Source organism: Rhizobium sp. SEMIA 4085 (assembly GCF_013004495.1).
Classification (GTDB): domain Bacteria; phylum Pseudomonadota; class Alphaproteobacteria; order Rhizobiales; family Rhizobiaceae; genus Rhizobium; species Rhizobium gallicum.
Genome location: NZ_JABEPH010000125.1, coordinates 1 through 15,081, shown reverse-complemented (window position 1 = coordinate 15,081; position 15,081 = coordinate 1). Strand labels below are relative to the sequence as shown.

The window sequence follows — 15,081 nt, the reverse complement described above, 5'->3', positions numbered from 1 at the left end:
GGCAAGGGGTGAATGTCGTATTCGACACCATCGGAGGCGACACCCTGACGAGAAGCGCGCTCGCCCTCGCGGATGCCGGACGGCTGGTCAGCATCGTCGACATCGCACAGCCGCAGAACCTGATCGAGGCTTGGGGAAAGAACGCCGCCTACCATTTCGTGTTCACCCGTCAGAACCGAGGCAAGCTCGACGCGCTGACAAACCTTATCGAACGCGGTCTGATCAAGCCGGTGATCGGCGCAGTGTTTCCTTTGGCTCGCCTAGGCGAAGCGCATGAACTGCTCGAAGGCGGAAGCTCCCGTGGGCTTCGAGGTAAGGTGGCGATCGATGTTGTTGGCCAGACTGTCGAGCTCCCCACGCCGCGATAGATACATCGATAAGACAGCGGTATTCTCCCAAAATACCATCATTTTCGGGACGGCAGCTATCGCCCGTGCCGCCCGGAATCCGGCTGTCCGCTCGCCACCAGACCTTGCCGTAGCTGTTGAGGGCGGCGCTCACGCGCCGCCGAACTTCCAGACCGGGATGCCGAGCTTCTTGGCCTTGTCGGCGAGGTTGTCGTTGATGCCGGTGCCCGGGAAGTGCATCACGCCCTTGGGCAGGATTTCCAGCATCTCGTCGTTGCGCTTGAAGGGTGCTGCGCGGCCGTGCTTGGTCCAGTCGGGAGCGAAATCGATCGGCGGACTGCGAAGATGAAATCCGGCAACGCCTCATCCAGTTTTTACAGTCAGCCAAAACCACGGACGGAGGGCAATGGGTCTCGATTCTGAAAAAACGAGGGCCTTAGAGGGCTATGGAGTAGACATAGTTCTCATCATCACCCGGCGCGGCGCGCCAAATTCCGCAGGCCGCCTAGCGGACCATTATGCATTTCGAAAAGTCTCTCAACTCAATCTCGCTCGAGAGCGGCGATAAACATAGTTTGGTTCTGCTTCTACGCTGCGGTACGAAATAATGCGCTACGGTTTCCAGAAAGAAAAATTTCAGCATCACATAAGAAGTCTTCGTCGATCGCAAGTAATGATTAAATCCTGCCCCCGCAACCACGATGCCGTTCGTTCTGGAACGCCTCCCTACGCCGCTTTGCGAGCGCCGTTTCGGTCTAAAACCATGCTCATTCTCCCGCGCTCGAAGGCGCGACCGGTGCGAAGGCTTGCGTGTTCTTCTGCACGAACTCCCGAACGCTCATCGGAGGTATACCGGTCAGCCCTTCAACATCTTCACTGAACCGATCGTACCGGTTGTCCCGGTGGAGCCGGGCCATCGTCACGACGTGCGAGATAACATGAGATGGCATCCCGAAGGCGGCGAGTTGCTCCTTCATCATTTCGGGGGAACGTCAACATATGTGATCGTGCGGCCAGACATTTACCGCGAATATCCGGCCTATAGTATTGAGCAGCAGCTGGGCGGCGAGAATTGCTGTTGTGCCGGTGTGATCGTAGTCGGGAGCGACTTCGACGAGGTCGATGCCAACGATGCTGCCACGCTTTGCAAGACCGGCAATCAATTCCAGCACTTCATAGTAGATGAAGCCTCCATGGCTGGGTGTGCCGGTGCCGGGTGCAATCGATGGATCGAAGCCGTCGATGTCGATGGAGAGGTAATAGCGTTTGCCTGCTGGAATACGCTCGAGAACCGCATCTACGCCAAGTTTGCGGATCTGGCGCACGGACAGGATGTCCGACCCCTGGGCGCGGGCATGGTCGTAGCCTTCCTTGGCGGTGGATGACACATTGCGGATGCCGAGCTGCGTCATGCCAGTCACCCAGGGCTTTTCCGAAGCACGACGCATCGGGCTGCCGTGGCCGAAGCGTACGCCGTGGCGCTCATCGACGAAATCGAGATGCGCATCGAACTGCACGAGATGGACAGGTTCCTGATCGCTGAAGGCGTTGATGCAGGGGATGTTAATGGAATGATCGCCGCCAAGCACAACCGGGAGCGCGCCTGCCGAAAGGATCTTGCGAACACCGATCTCGATATTGGCATGGCTCGAAGCAGTGTCGGTGTGAATGATATCTGCATCGCCGATATCGACGATCCTGACACCTTCGAGATACGTCACGTCGTCCTCGTGATCGTAGGCACCGGCGTGGCCGAAGGCAAACAGAGTGGACGCTTCGCGGATGCTCCTTGGCCCGAAGCGGGCGCCGGACCGCCACTGCGTACCGAAATCGAACGGTGCGCCGAGGATCGCGACAACGGCGTCGATCTGGTCCCAGTTCTCGACATAAGGGCTCTTGGCAAAAGTGGAAATGCCGACGAAGGGCAGGTTAAGCCGGCCTTTATCGTATCCGTGAGCAGCCATGATCGTTCCTTTCAAGCTATCAAAGTGCGCGTTCGCGCCAGGTCTGGAGAAATTGAGAAAGACGTTCGTTTTTCGGGGTGGCGAAAAGCGTTTGCGGCGGGCCTTCCTCGACAATGCGGCCGCTATCCATGAACACGACGCGGCTGGCCGCATGGGCGGCAAAGCCCATCTCGTGGGTGACGATGATCATGGTCATTCCCTCCGCCGCGAGTGTCTTCATGACCGAAAGCACTTCGCCCACCAGTTCCGGGTCGAGCGCCGAGGTGGGTTCGTCGAAAAGCATCGCCTTCGGCCGGACTGCCAGCGCGCGGGCAATGGCCACGCGCTGTTTTTGTCCCCCGGACAGGCTTTCGGGACAGCGATCCGCGAAGGTGGAAAGCCCGACCTTCTCCAGCATCGCCCGCCCTGTTTCCTCTGCCTGCTTTCGTGGCACGCCATGTGCCAGCCGAAGCGCCAGGGTCACATTGTCGAGCACGCTCATGTGCGGCCAGAGGTGGAAGTGCTGGAACACCATGCCAAGGGGCCCGCGCGCTTTCGCCAGTTCCCTCGCACCGGCCCGTTCCCGTCCGAGTGGCGTTTCCCGCCAGCCAATCAGCTTTCCGAAAACCTGCACGTCGCCGCCGTCATAAGGATCGAGAAAGGCGATGGAGCGCAACAGCGTGCTCTTGCCCGAACCGGAGGGGCCGATGATGCAGGTAACATCGCCGGCATGAACATCGAGGTCGATGCCGGTCAGCACCCTCTTGTCGCCGAAATGCTTTTGAAGTCCGCGCACCGAGATCGCAGCTTTACTTGCGGTCATATTAGGAGCCTTTCGCCGTAAAGCGTCGCTCTGCATAAAAGCCGAGACGCGCGATAGTTTCGACGAGCGCCCAGTAGAGGAGGGCGATGGTAAGATAAGGGGTGACGACAGCGAAGGTGATGGAGCTGATCGTACCTGCGACCTTTGTCAGTTCACCAAGCGTGATGACCGAAAGCACGGCAGATTCCTTGACCAGATTGATTGTCTGCCCGACGCAGGCAGGAAGCGTGACCCGCAATGCCTGGGGCAGTTCGATATTGAGAAAGCTCTGGCCCGGTGTCAGGCCAAGCATTTCGGCGGCTTCCCGCTCACCCTTCTGTATCGCACTGAAGCCGGCACGAAAGATTTCCGCAAACGGTCCGGCTCCATAAAGCCCGAGACCGACGATGCCGGCGACGTGGGGGCTCAGCAGCAAACCGAACTGCGGGCCCCCGTAATAGAGGAGGAACAACACCAGCGCGAGAGGTGCGCCACGCGCAAATTCGATGTAACCGCGGGCCGGAATCGCAATGAGCCGAAAGCGGCTGCGCAATGCAAGTGCAAGAAAAATGCCGACGATTACGGAAATGAAGATGCCGAGCAGTGAAACAGCAATCGTAGTGGCAAGACCCGCCGCGTAGAGTGGAATATCGTTGACGAAACCCGACATTATCGTTTCGCCTCCCGTGACAGGTGGCGCTCCAGCAAAAGGCCAATACACGCCAGAACTGCGCCGATGATCACGTAAAGCAACAATGCCGAGGCATAAGCCTCAAGGGGACGAAACGTCGATGCGGCGACCTGCTGCGCCCGGCGGGTAATGTCGGTGACGGCGATCACCGATACCAGCGAGGAGTTTTTCACCAGAGCCTGCATTTCCCCGATCAGGGCTGGCAGCATCAGGCGTATCGCCTGAGGCGCTTCGATCCTGAAAAACGTCTGGCTTGCGGACAGACCGAGCATGCTGGCAGCCTCGATGTGGCCTCGCGGGATCGCTTGCAGTCCGGCGCGGTAGATCTCGGACTGGAAGGCTGCGGTGTTCAATGCCAGCGCCATTGTTGCGGCTAGCGTTGGTTCCAGCTCCAGCCCGAGAAATGGCAGTAGATAGAAGACGATCAGCAATTGCACGAGGATGGGCGTCCCCCGCCAGAAGGAGAGATAAAGTCCCGCCAGACGGCTTGGAACCCTGCCGCCGCGTGAAGCCGCGGCAAGGAGAATGGCCAGCGGCGCACCGAGAAGCAGCGCTGAAAAGCTGACCATAACGGTGGTGGTGAAGCCATCGAGAAGAGCTGGCCAGACACCTGCGAGTCCTCTGTCCACGACTGGACCTTACTCGCTAACGGCCAGTTTTTCCGGCAGTTCCATCGTCGCGCCGAACCACTTCTTCTGTAACTCCGCGAGCTTGCCGGATTTGTTCAGCTTGACCATTTCGGCGTCCATCAGCGCATTCAGCGAGGCGCTGTCGGGATCGTTGCGGCCAGCCCATGAGAAGTAAGTTTTGGCACCAAAGGTATGTAGTACGACTTCGAAGACATCGGGGCGTTGGCGGGTGGCTTCCAGCAGGTTCGGCAGCGAGTTGATGACGGCGCTGATACGGCCGGCCCCCAGATCGGCATAGGCCTCTGAAAAATCTGTATAGGTTGAAATGGTGACGTCGCCTTTGCCACCTGCCTTCAGTTCACCGGCGAATTTTTCAAGTGCGGCAAGCTGGGCCGAACCTGCCTGTGAACCGACCGGTTTACCGGCAATGTCTTCCGGCATGGCAATGTCGGTATCACCCTTGCGCTTCAGAACAGCCATCGTGGCATCGGCGATCGGTGCGGACAGATGATAAGCCTTCATGCGCTCCGGCGTGACCGTGACGGAGGTCACGACATAATCGAACCGGCCGGCGGCGAGACCCGGAAGGATGCCCTGCCAAGGCAGGTCGAGCCGCTTCAGTTCGACACCGGGCAGAGCCTTCATGACCTCTGCCATGATATCTGCGGAATAGCCAACAATCTTGCCGTCCTCGACAAATTCGAACGGCGCAAAGCGTGCTTCGGTAGCGACCGTGAAGACCTTATCCGTTTTGATTTTTTCGAGTAGCTCGGCCGCTTGGGCAACGGGCGCGGCCAACGCGATGGCAAATGCGGCGCCGATCAGAAGGCTTTTCGAATTCCGAATGACTTTCATAGTCCTGTTCCCCTGTTTTTCCGGGACCGTTTCGTGATCTCCGAAGACAAGGAAGCATGGACAATGCTACAAGAAAAATAGGAAACGTGTGGAGTTTACATCAAGATTATTAATGTAAGGACGCGCGGATGCTGCTTGCCCAATCCGACCTCAGGTCATTGACCGTGTTTCGGGCGGTCGTTGAACATAAGAGTTTTCTCGGTGCGCAGATCGCGCTGGGCCTCAGCCAGTCGGCGGTCAGTTTCCACATCAAGGCACTGGAAGATCGTCTGGGTTTCAAGCTGTGCCAGCGTGGCCGCTCGGGTTTTGAACTGACGGACCGTGGTGCAATCGTGCATGAGCGTTCAAAAGGGCTTTTTCTGGCACTCAATGCCTTCGAGAGCGACATCGGTGCACTCAAAAACCGCATTACCGGCACTCTAAGGCTCGGCCTCGTTGATAATACCATTACCGACAGCGACCTGCCCATCCACCGCGTGATCGCCCGTATCAGCGAACGGGCGCCCGAAGCGCGCGTTGAGCTGGCAATCGACACTCCGGACGCGCTTCTTTCGGAAATTGCCAATGGCGGTCTGGACATAGCATTGCTACCGGAAACGCAACCCTATCAGGGTCTGAAGCTCTCGCGGTTCCGGGAAGAAATCCATTCGCTTTACTGTGCCCAAGGGCACCCCCTCTTCCGGCAGGCGGAAGCCGAATTGACGATCGAGCACATCGAGACTTTCGATTTCGTTGTGCGGCCATACGCCAACATGCGTGAATTGCAGTTCTTCCCAAAAGCACGTGCGCGGGCCATTGCCTCCAACATGGAGGCGCAGGCAATGTTTGTGATGTCCGGACACTATCTTGGATACTTGCCGGACCACTATGCCCGCGATTGGGTGCAGAAAGGGCGTTTTAGACAGCTTATGCCGAACGAAACTCGTATTCATTCCACCTTCGTCATCGCGACGCGTTCTACGGAGAAACCGTCGACCATACTCGACTTCTTCATCCGTGAACTGGCAGGCATTGCCTCAGAGGCTGTACACATGGGACATTCTGTCGCCCCAGGAAATGCGACAAGAATGTAAGGCTATTACCGCATGATTAGGTTATATACCATCGACTGGATCTTCCCGATATCGCGGACGTGATTTTACTGATGAAACGATCGAAAATTGCGTGACAGCATTACAACCGCCCCCACAAATGGTTGAAGAAACTAACCACTGAAATGTCTTCGGGCCCGGGCACCGTCGTCATCAAGATTTTCTCTGCGGCAAACCGTATATCCGATGCCTCGTGCATACATTCTTTTTCTCTTCCTATTTTTCGCACAACTCCCAACAAAAGTTGGAATTTTGCGCCTGTGTTTTGCAACGCGCATTTTCACGCCGCTGCTCACGCAGCGATTTGCCGAAATCTATCCGGCTGTCCAGATCGAGATCGAACCGGCCATAGGGATTAACGTGGGCATAGATCAGCGGCGTGAGGCCGCGATAATCTTCCGGTGTCATGCGGCCGTGCCAGACTGGTTCGGCGAGCACCGTTTGCAGCACGCGCGTGTTCATATACTCACTGCAACGCTCCTCAATTTGGAGCGCAATGTCACAAGCCGGCGTTTGCCTGGTCAATCCCACAAGCGATGTTCCCACAACGTTCTTCGAGTTGGCCAAAATCGCAGCTTCGGGCCCACTGGGCCGATTTGGAAATCGATGCTGCCACCCCGGAAGAGAACGCAAGGCGCATTCTTCAGGCCTTTGGGCTCTTGTCTGTTGCATTAATGGTGAATTCTCGGACGGACTCTGAAGGCCCCGGCCTTGCGCCGGGCCTCAGTCGCCGCGCCGCCCGTTGGGGGCGGGACCAGATCAGCGAGAAGCCTTCGCCGTCCTCGTCGTCGTCGAGGTTGGCGTAGATCGGCGTTGAAGCTCGGATCGTCGGCCGAAGCTGTCGAGCAAGTTTGAGTTCCTCTCTTCGCGGCAATCCGTTCAAACGCTTCAACACGCCGCAGGGACGTTTGGATAAATCTGGAGCCAGGCCTTATAAGCAAAATTCATGGTCGAAATAATGATCGAGACGCCCCACTCCTAAATCTCGGCAGTATCATGCGGCCAGCTTTGGGATAGCATACTCGACCAATCGCAGGAATCGGGTGTTGCGAGCCCCCGCAAAGCCCCGGTGACGGGATCCGATTTGTTGTTGTTTCGCAAGGTCGCATGGGACGGGTGGCCAACGCCTCCACTGGACATCCGCACACCAACGAGCTGCGCGGTTCTCAGCGATGATGAGCGTAAGCGGAATCAGACATTCGCAAATGATGCACCTTCTCAGGTCATCCTGAGCCCCGCGATAGGTTTCAGGAGGCCTCCATGACATTAGAGCATGTCGACGCGGAGGCTCCATTTTTTTGGAAACGGATATCGCTTCATGTGCTGTTGTGGCGGATAGGCAAAGCACCCCGGGGCGCCAAGCAAGTCTTAGACAGGAGGCCCTTCAGGCGGAGAGCGCGGTGCTGCAGCCTTCGGCGATCTTGCTGTCGGCTGAGGTTTGTCCTGGCATGGTTGCCCATCCGCCGGCTTCGATGAACTGGCGCTTCTTATAGCTGTCTGGAAGAGCCTTAAATTCAACCAATTTTGCGGCGGCATCCGTCGCACTGTTGAACCGGTCAACGCATATGGCGGATGCAAGTTCCCCACGTGCAGTTTCGCCCGCAGTTGCCGCTGCTTTGAGAGAAGTGCCGCCCGTCACCCAGCCCCCCCAGTTAAATCCGACGATGATCGTGGCGACTGCAGTGACGACACAAGCCCAGACGAGGATGGTCTTCGACGGCTGATAGCTGTCGAAACGTTGGAAAATCGATGTTTTGCTGCTGCTCTGCATGGCCATTGGAATTCTCCTTGCCGATGTTGTTTGGTTCACCGCTGCGGCCGTCCTGGCCGAGCGGCTCAGGCACTGTCCTCAGTATCCCATGCCACCCATGCCGACGTTTCCGGCCGGCGGCGCAGATTCTCTTGCGGGAATATCGGCGATCACCGCTTCGGCGGTAATCAGAAGTGCTGCGATCGAGCCGGCGTCTTGCAAAGCGGTCCGCACCACCTTGGCAGGATCGATAATGCCAGCCTTGATCATATCGACATAGGTCTCCGTCTGTGCGTCGAACCCCTGGTTATGATCCGTGCTCTCGGCGAGTTTACCAATAACGATAGAGCCCTCGACACCGGCGTTGTCGGCGATCTGTCGGATCGGGGCTTCCAGCGCCCTCAGCACGACCGAAATCCCCGCCGTCACGTCGGCGTTTTCTGCAGCTAGCCCTGCCAGAACCGACTTGGCGCGCAACAGGGCGACGCCTCCGCCCGGAACGATACCCTCCTCGACCGCCGCGCGGGTGGCGTTCAGGGCATCGTCGATGCGGTCCTTCTTCTCCTTGACTTCAATTTCGGTCGAGCCGCCGACGCGTATCACCGCAACGCCGCCGGCGAGTTTTGCAAGGCGTTCTTGCAGCTTTTCCTTGTCGTAGTCGGAGGTGGTTTCCTCGATCTGCGCCTTAATCTGGCTGATGCGTCGAGCGATCTCAGATTTTTCACCTGCGCCGTCTATGATCGTGGTGGTATCCTTTTCGATCAGCGCCCGCTTGGTGCGCCCGAGCATATCAAGCGTGACATTTTCCAGCTTGATGCCGAGATCCTCAGAGATCATCTGGCCGGCCGTCAGAATGGCGATGTCCTCCAGCATGGCCTTGCGGCGATCGCCGAAACCTGGGGCCTTGACGGCAGCGACGTTCAATCCGCCCCGCAACTTATTGACGACCAATGTGGCCAGAGCTTCGCCTTCGACATCCTCGGAAATAATAAGCAGCGGCTTGCCGCTCTGCACCACGGCTTCGAGGATGGGCAACATTGCCTGCAGATTGCCGAGCTTCTTCTCATAGATAAGGATATATGGGTCCTCCAGCTCCACGCGCATTTTTTCGGCATTGGTGACAAAGTAAGGCGAGAGATAGCCCCGGTCGAACTGCATGCCCTCGACGACGTTGAGTTCAGTATCGGCCGTCCTGGCCTCCTCGACTGTGATGACACCTTCGTTGCCAACCTTTTCCATCGCGTCAGCGATCATTCTGCCCACCGTCGCATCGCCATTGGCGGCGATTGTGCCGACCTGGGCGATTTCGTTCGATGAGCTAACCTTCGTGGCGCGCGCTTTGATTTCCGCAAGTACCGCTGCAACGCCAAGATCGATGCCGCGCCTCAAATCCATGGGGTTCATCCCGGCCGCAACAAGTTTGGCGCCTTCGCGAAAGATGGAGGCCGCGAGCACCGTCGCGGTTGTGGTGCCGTCGCCCGCAAGATCGTTGGTCTTGGACGCCACTTCGCGCACCATCTGCGCGCCCATGTTCTCGAACTTGTCTGCAAGTTCGATTTCCTTGGCGACCGCGACGCCGTCCTTGGTAATGCGTGGCGCGCCATAGGACTTGTCGATGACGACGTTGCGGCCTTTGGGGCCTAACGTTACCTTGACGGCATTGTTGAGCACCTCGACGCCGCGAAGCAGACGATCGCGTGCGTCGGTGGAGAAGATGATTTCCTTGGCAGACATTGTCTGTGGTCCAGTTCGGTCTTGAGAGTCGGGGTTGGAATTCGGCGGATTAGGCGGTCGTATCGGCGGTCGCTTCGGTCTTTTCGACGATGCCCATGACGTCGCACTCCTTCACGATCAGGAGATCTTGGTCATCGAGTTCGATTCCGGTTTCCGCCCCCTTTTCGAATAGGATCACGTCGCCGGTCTCCACTGCGCGCGGCGCGAGCCGACGACCGCAGAATCTGCCGCAGCGCCGCACCGTGGCCGCCTGCTGCGTTTGCCGAGACGTGTGTGGGATAATGGACCAGCCCTTGGATTTTAGGTCACCTTTCGCGCGCCGTACGACGACGCGGTCATGGAGAGGACGGAATGTCATGAGGATCTTTCTGCGGTCGGCGCATAGGGCGGCCGCACCTATTACATAACATCTCTGGCACTCGATTGGTAGGAGTGCCAAGAAATATTATCTGCAAGCGGATAATCCAGATCATTATCCGTCAGGAAATACAACAAGCCCTAGGATAACCCGTGGATTATTTGGTTCGAATTTCATGACGATTCCTTTTGATCCTGAACTTATAGCACCGAATAGGCGGCAGGATTCTTGAAATAAATAGGACTATTTTTCGTTGCACTAGCAATGCATGCCGCGCTTTCGAAAATTAATTGCCTTGAGCGTTTAGAGCATTGAAGAGCTCGCCCCCAGGCGACTTCCGAGTATTCTAATTCGTCCAAGGCGAGAAGTGGTAGCTCGCGAAGAAATAATTACGCCGGCAACTGCGGTATTACGCCTGCGTGTCTGGGATTGCCACGGTGTTGGCCCAGCAGACGGAAATCCTACTGCTGGACAAGCCGACGACACGTCTCGAAAGCAGCCATCCAGGTCAACGTTCTGGACTTCTTGGCTGATCTCGCGCGGAACCACCGTTGTCATGGTGCTGCATGATCTCAACCTGGCAGCTCGCTACGCAGACGACCTCGTCGCAATGGCTGGAGGGCGAGTCAAGTTTCCGGCAAACCGGAGGATGTGCTGACGCAAGAGAATGCACGCAGGTCTTCGGCCGAAAGCCGCTTCATCGCCGATCCCCCTCGGGCAGGCCGATCATGCTTCCGATCCGCCGGCATCGGACGGCAACCACGCAACATTTTAAGGAAGAAAGGTTGTGAGCGCAGTTCAGCATTTAAACTCTGCTCGACAAAATCTGCGAGCACTTCGTCACGCAGGAAAGCCCAGGCGGCGGCGCTGCGAGACCTTGGCGAGCGGCTTAGCCACATCACAACCGCTGTGGTTTGTCCGCCGACGACAATAATCTTGTGAAAAATCGGATAGTAGGGCACAATTTATAAATGCACCTGAAGTGCTGAGCTATCTCAAATCCGGCCGTCTCGCGCCGAGTGACAGCTCGCGTGGGAGGGTCGCGTCGATGGATCAGGGGTTCTTTCTTCTGTTCGCTACGGTGTCCGTGATCACGGCCCTGACCGTGGTCCTGGCGCGGAATCCGGTTCACTGCGCATTGGCGCTGATGGCGTGTTTCCTGCAGATTTCGGCAATCTTCGTCCTGCTCGAAGCGCCGTTGCTCGCGGTCATCCAGATCTTCGTGTATGTCGGCGCAATCATGGTCCTGTTCCTATTCGTGATCATGATGATCGATGTGCGCGAAGCAAAGTTGCAGCGGTTCTTACCCGGGGGCAACCTGCCAGCTCTGGTTATGCTCGTTCTGCTTGGGATCGAGATGTCGGTCCTGGTGCTCTGGAGCGATCGCTTTTCGGTCACTGTTCCCGTAGGCGGCGGCGACGAGATCAGGCAGCTCAGCACGACGCTTTTCGCCGGTTATCTTCTGCCGTTTGAGGTCGCCTCCGTCATCCTGTTGGTGGCTTTGGTCGGCGCCATCGTGCTGGCGCGGAAGGAGCAGGGGTGATGGTTCCGCTGTCGTGGTATATTCTGCTCGGGGTGGTCCTGTTCGTGATCGGAGCGGCGGGCGTGCTGCTCAGGCGCAATATTCTGGTCGTGCTGATGTCGCTGGAGTTGCTGCTAAACTCGGTCAACATCAATTTCATCGCTTTCGGGCGCATCTACAACGACTTTCGCGGGCAGATCTTCGCCATCTTCGTCATAGCAATCACTGCGGCGGAGGTTGCCGTTGCTCTTGGCATCCTGGTCGCCCTTGTGAGGAACAAATCCACCCTCAAGGTCGACGACGTGACCATGATGAAAGGATAACGGCTTGGACCCGGTGATATCGATCAGGCCGCTGCTTGCCGTCGCCGTCCCGGGCCTGACCGCCGTGGCAGTTCTTCTCTTGAATAACCGTGAGAAAATCCGCGATCTCGTATCGCCGTTGGCCGCGATCGTCCTGTTTGCGATCGTCGCCTCCATGGCGCCCACGGTGTTGGCTGGCGGAACCGTCGATTTGCGCCTGTTCGAGATCTTGCCGGGGGCCGACTTCGCTTTCCGGGCAGATGCGCTCGGCATGGTGTTCGCCACCGTCTCTTCACTCCTATGGATCGTCGCCGCGCTCTATTCCGTCGGCTACATGCGGCACTTGAACGAACATGCGCAGACTCGATTCTTTGCCTGTTTCGCCACCAGTCTCGCGGCGGCCGTCGGAGGCGCCTTTGCCGCCAATCTGTTCACGCTGGTGATCTTCTACGAGGTGCTCAGCCTCGTTACCTATCCGCTCGTCTACCACCACGAGGACGAAGAGGGATGGGCGGGCAGCCGCAAATACCTCGTCTATTTGATGGGCGCGTCGAAAAGCGTGCTGCTTGCCGCGCTGGCACTGACCTATTCCATTGCGGGGTCGCTCGACTTTGTGGATGGGGGGCTATTGGAGGGAGTCAATGCCTCCGCGCCGCTGCTGACGGTTATCTATTTCTGCTATCTTTTCGGCTTCGCCAAGGCTGCGGTGATGCCCATGCACGCCTGGCTACCGGCCGCCATGGTGGCCCCAACTCCTGTCAGCGCGCTCTTGCATGCAGTGGCTGTGGTCAAGATGGGTGTGTTCTGTGTGCTGCGGGTGGTGTTCCATGTCTTCGGCGTCGGGCTGGTCGGACAACTGGGCCTCGGCATCGTCACGGCCTATCTGGTGTCATTCACGATCCTGATGGCGTCGGTCTACGCCCTGACACGGGACGACCTGAAAGCTAGGCTCGCCTATTCGACGGTTTCCCAACTTTCCTACATCGTGCTGGGCGCGGTCCTGTTGTCGCCGGTCGCAATGGTCGGCGGGATCATCCACATTGCAGCACACGCATTTTCAAAGATCACGCTGTTTTTTTGCGCCGGGTCGATCTATTGCGCATCGGGAAAGCGCAATATCAGCGACATGGCCGGCATCGGCCGCCGGCTGCCCTGGACGATGGGGGCATTCTTCGTCGCCTCGCTCAGCATGATCGGGGTGCCGCCGACCGCGGGATTTGTCAGCAAATGGTATTTGACGCTGGGGTCGGTGGAGGCGGGACAGATGGCGTTCCTGGTCGTACTCCTGGTGAGTTCGATCCTGAACGCCGCCTATTTCCTGCCGGTCAGCTACGTCGCCTTTTTCGGGACCGAGTCGCAGGAGAGCCAGGCGACCGTCCGTGAAATTCCGATGATCACGATCCCGCTTGTCGCGACCGCCATCCTATCGGTGCTGATGGGCATCTTCCCCGATTATTTCCTTACCCTGGCGGATGGAGTGGTCAGATGATCAAGCGCGTGGTCGATTTCTTTGGTGACGAAGAATGGGCAAAACAGCGCCGCCGACTGTTCTATCTGGCACTCGTTCTGATCGTCGCCGCCGACTTTCTGGTTTCTCGCGAACACGCCGAATACGTTTGGGAGCGCCTGCCTGGCTGGTCCGCCGTCTACGGTTTTGGCTCCTGCGTTCTGCTCATCTTCGTTTCCAAGTTTCTCGGCCATCGCATCGGGCTGATGCGGCGCGAGGACTATTATGACTGACTTCATCCATCCGGCTCTCCTCTTCATTCTCGGTGCTCTGCCGATACCGTTCCTCAGGGGATCGATCGGCAAGGCCTATCTGCTGCTGATCCCGACGCTGGCGATCCTTGCCGTGCTCACGATGGAGCCGGGCAGTTATGGCGAGGCAAGATTTATCGGGCAGGAAATCGTGATCGCGAAGGTCGACAAGCTGAGTATCGTCTTCGCCACCGTTTTCACCGTCATGGCGCTGATCGGTACGGTCTACGCGTTGCACCTGACGCGCACCGGCCAGCATGTGGCCGCATTCATCTACGTCGGCAGTGCACTCGGGGTGGTATTCGCCGGCGACTACCTGACCCTCTACCTATTCTGGGAAGGCATGGCATTTGCCTCTGCCTATCTGGTCTTTGCCCAGGGAGGCGACAAGGCAATCCGGGCGGGGTTCCGGTATCTCATGGTTCATATTGCCGGCGGGGTCTGCCTGCTCGGCGGCGTGGTTCTCCACAGACTCGCCACCGGTTCATCTCTTTTCGGCCCGATCGAGGGAGAAATGGGCGTGGCCGTCTACCTGATCCTTGCCGGGTTCATCCTCAACGCCGCAGTGCCGCCGCTCAACGCCTGGCTCACCGACGCCTATCCGGAGGCGACCGTCACAGGCGCAGTGTTCATGAGCGCCTTTACCACCAAGACCGCCGTTTACGTGTTGGCGCGGGCATTTCCGGGGACCGAGCTTTTGGTCTGGCTCGGCATTGCGATGGCGCTATACGGCGTTATCTACGCGGTGCTGGAGAACGACTGCCGGCGGCTGCTTGCCTATCACATCGTCAGCCAGGTAGGGTATATGGTGGCGGGCGTGGGTATTGGGACGGAAATGGCGGTGAACGGAGCCACCAGCCATGCCTTCGCCCATATCCTCTACAAGGCGCTTCTGTTCATGGGTGCGGGGGCGGTGATTCATGTCACTGGGCGGCGTAAGCTCACCGAACTCGGCGGGCTCTACAAGTCCATGCCGCTGACCGTGACGCTCTATATGGTTGGCGCCTTGGCGATCTCGGCATTTCCATTCTTCTCTGGTTTCGTCACCAAGTCGATGGTCGTGGCCGCCGCCGGGCAGGATCACCGCGCGCTGGTCGTGCTTGCGCTGACGATGGCATCGTCCGGGACGTTCCTGCACCCCGGTCTCAAGCTCCCGTACTACATGTTCTTCGGTAAGGACCAGGGCCTAGGGGCCAGGGAGCCGCCCGGGAACATGCTGGTTGCGATGGGTATGGCGGCGGTGCTCTGCATTGCGATCGGTGTGTTTCCGCGGCCGCTTTATGCAATGCTACCCTATCC

At 58.1% G+C, this 15,081-nt stretch carries 15 protein-coding genes and 3 pseudogenes; 8 read left to right on the top strand and 10 right to left on the bottom strand.

What is annotated here, in order from left to right; genetic code table 11:
• Positions 1-368 (top strand): zinc-binding dehydrogenase (locus C9413_RS14585; protein ID WP_170250588.1); only part of this gene is annotated, 368 nt, incomplete at its 5' end.
• A 971-nt stretch (positions 369-1,339) separates the two neighbouring features.
• Here the strand turns inward: C9413_RS14585 and speB are convergent.
• Genes speB through C9413_RS14560 form a run of 5 tightly spaced genes read right to left on the bottom strand, consistent with a single transcriptional unit; the run spans position 1,340 to position 5,267 of the window.
• Positions 1,340-2,311, bottom strand: coding sequence for an agmatinase (gene speB / locus C9413_RS14580; RefSeq protein ID WP_040115111.1), 972 nt, complete (start codon positions 2,309-2,311; stop codon positions 1,340-1,342).
• A 19-nt stretch (positions 2,312-2,330) separates the two neighbouring features.
• Complete coding sequence (locus tag C9413_RS14575; protein ID WP_040115113.1) at positions 2,331-3,113, bottom strand: amino acid ABC transporter ATP-binding protein; 783 nt, start codon at positions 3,111-3,113, stop codon at positions 2,331-2,333.
• Position 3,114: 1 nt separating this feature from the next.
• A complete protein-coding gene (locus tag C9413_RS14570) occupies positions 3,115-3,762 on the bottom strand; it encodes an amino acid ABC transporter permease (RefSeq protein WP_210263499.1) in 648 nt (215 codons plus the stop codon).
• Entirely contained in the window at positions 3,762-4,412 is a 651-nt protein-coding gene (locus tag C9413_RS14565) for an amino acid ABC transporter permease (RefSeq protein WP_040115115.1), read from the bottom strand. The genes C9413_RS14570 and C9413_RS14565 overlap by 1 nt, the downstream gene beginning before the upstream one ends.
• Positions 4,413-4,421: 9 nt before the next feature.
• Positions 4,422-5,267, bottom strand: a complete 846-nt coding sequence (locus tag C9413_RS14560; protein ID WP_040115116.1) for a transporter substrate-binding domain-containing protein — start codon at positions 5,265-5,267, stop codon at positions 4,422-4,424.
• Positions 5,268-5,395: 128 nt separating this feature from the next.
• Here C9413_RS14560 and C9413_RS14555 point away from each other — a divergent pair, with 128 nt between their 5' ends.
• Positions 5,396-6,340, top strand: coding sequence for a LysR family transcriptional regulator (locus tag C9413_RS14555; protein ID WP_040115117.1), 945 nt, complete (start codon positions 5,396-5,398; stop codon positions 6,338-6,340).
• Positions 6,341-6,673: 333 nt separating this feature from the next.
• Here the strand turns inward: C9413_RS14555 and C9413_RS14550 are convergent.
• From C9413_RS14550 to C9413_RS14535, 5 genes and pseudogenes are all read right to left on the bottom strand, one after another.
• Positions 6,674-6,823: pseudogene (locus tag C9413_RS14550) on the bottom strand (Tn3 family transposase); the annotation flags it as partial.
• Between the two features lie 274 nt (positions 6,824-7,097).
• Positions 7,098-7,169, bottom strand: a pseudogene (locus C9413_RS33295) (DUF736 domain-containing protein); the annotation flags it as partial.
• A gap of 573 nt (positions 7,170-7,742) precedes the next feature.
• Positions 7,743-8,135 carry a hypothetical protein gene (locus tag C9413_RS14545; RefSeq protein ID WP_040115119.1) on the bottom strand — a complete coding sequence of 131 codons (393 nt, stop codon included), beginning with the start codon at positions 8,133-8,135 and terminating at the stop codon, positions 7,743-7,745.
• Between the two features lie 72 nt (positions 8,136-8,207).
• Entirely contained in the window at positions 8,208-9,842 is a 1,635-nt protein-coding gene (groL, locus tag C9413_RS14540; protein ID WP_040115120.1) for a chaperonin GroEL, read from the bottom strand.
• A 49-nt stretch (positions 9,843-9,891) separates the two neighbouring features.
• The gene (locus tag C9413_RS14535) at positions 9,892-10,200 is read right to left on the bottom strand and encodes a co-chaperone GroES (protein WP_170250587.1); all 309 of its coding nucleotides are present in this window, start codon (positions 10,198-10,200) and stop codon (positions 9,892-9,894) included.
• 412 nt (positions 10,201-10,612) lie between these two features.
• Between C9413_RS14535 and C9413_RS33290 the strand changes: the two are divergent.
• From C9413_RS33290 to C9413_RS14505, 6 genes and pseudogenes are all read left to right on the top strand, one after another.
• Positions 10,613-10,991: pseudogene (locus tag C9413_RS33290) on the top strand (ABC transporter ATP-binding protein); the annotation flags it as partial.
• A 257-nt stretch (positions 10,992-11,248) separates the two neighbouring features.
• A complete protein-coding gene (locus C9413_RS14525) occupies positions 11,249-11,743 on the top strand; it encodes an NADH-quinone oxidoreductase subunit J (RefSeq protein ID WP_040115122.1) in 495 nt (164 codons plus the stop codon).
• Positions 11,743-12,045, top strand: a complete 303-nt coding sequence (nuoK, locus tag C9413_RS14520; protein ID WP_040115123.1) for an NADH-quinone oxidoreductase subunit NuoK — start codon at positions 11,743-11,745, stop codon at positions 12,043-12,045. Before C9413_RS14525 ends, nuoK begins: the two co-directional genes overlap by 1 nt.
• Positions 12,046-12,049: 4 nt before the next feature.
• The gene (locus C9413_RS14515) at positions 12,050-13,513 is read left to right on the top strand and encodes a monovalent cation/H+ antiporter subunit D family protein (protein WP_040115124.1); all 1,464 of its coding nucleotides are present in this window, start codon (positions 12,050-12,052) and stop codon (positions 13,511-13,513) included.
• Positions 13,510-13,764 (top strand): hypothetical protein, encoded by a 255-nt coding sequence (locus C9413_RS14510; protein WP_040115125.1) that lies wholly within the window; start codon positions 13,510-13,512, stop codon positions 13,762-13,764. Before C9413_RS14515 ends, C9413_RS14510 begins: the two co-directional genes overlap by 4 nt.
• Positions 13,757-15,081 (top strand): Na(+)/H(+) antiporter subunit D (locus C9413_RS14505; RefSeq protein WP_170250585.1); only part of this gene is annotated, 1,325 nt, incomplete at its 3' end. The genes C9413_RS14510 and C9413_RS14505, both read left to right, overlap by 8 nt.

Bases quoted from the DNA above. Each gene is read 5' to 3' on its own strand.
- speB (WP_040115111.1), bottom strand. From the start codon at position 2,311: ATGGCTGCTCACGGATACGATAAAGGCCGGCTTAACCTGCCCTTCGTC.
- C9413_RS14575 (WP_040115113.1), bottom strand. From the start codon at position 3,113: ATGACCGCAAGTAAAGCTGCGATCTCGGTGCGCGGACTTCAAAAGCAT.
- C9413_RS14570 (WP_210263499.1), bottom strand. From the start codon at position 3,762: ATGTCGGGTTTCGTCAACGATATTCCACTCTACGCGGCGGGTCTTGCC.
- C9413_RS14560 (WP_040115116.1), bottom strand. From the start codon at position 5,267: ATGAAAGTCATTCGGAATTCGAAAAGCCTTCTGATCGGCGCCGCATTT.
- C9413_RS14555 (WP_040115117.1), top strand. From the start codon at position 5,396: ATGCTGCTTGCCCAATCCGACCTCAGGTCATTGACCGTGTTTCGGGCG.
- C9413_RS14545 (WP_040115119.1), bottom strand. From the start codon at position 8,135: ATGGCCATGCAGAGCAGCAGCAAAACATCGATTTTCCAACGTTTCGAC.
- groL (WP_040115120.1), bottom strand. From the start codon at position 9,842: ATGTCTGCCAAGGAAATCATCTTCTCCACCGACGCACGCGATCGTCTG.
- C9413_RS14535 (WP_170250587.1), bottom strand. From the start codon at position 10,200: ATGACATTCCGTCCTCTCCATGACCGCGTCGTCGTACGGCGCGCGAAA.
- C9413_RS14525 (WP_040115122.1), top strand. From the start codon at position 11,249: ATGGATCAGGGGTTCTTTCTTCTGTTCGCTACGGTGTCCGTGATCACG.
- nuoK (WP_040115123.1), top strand. From the start codon at position 11,743: ATGGTTCCGCTGTCGTGGTATATTCTGCTCGGGGTGGTCCTGTTCGTG.
- C9413_RS14510 (WP_040115125.1), top strand. From the start codon at position 13,510: ATGATCAAGCGCGTGGTCGATTTCTTTGGTGACGAAGAATGGGCAAAA.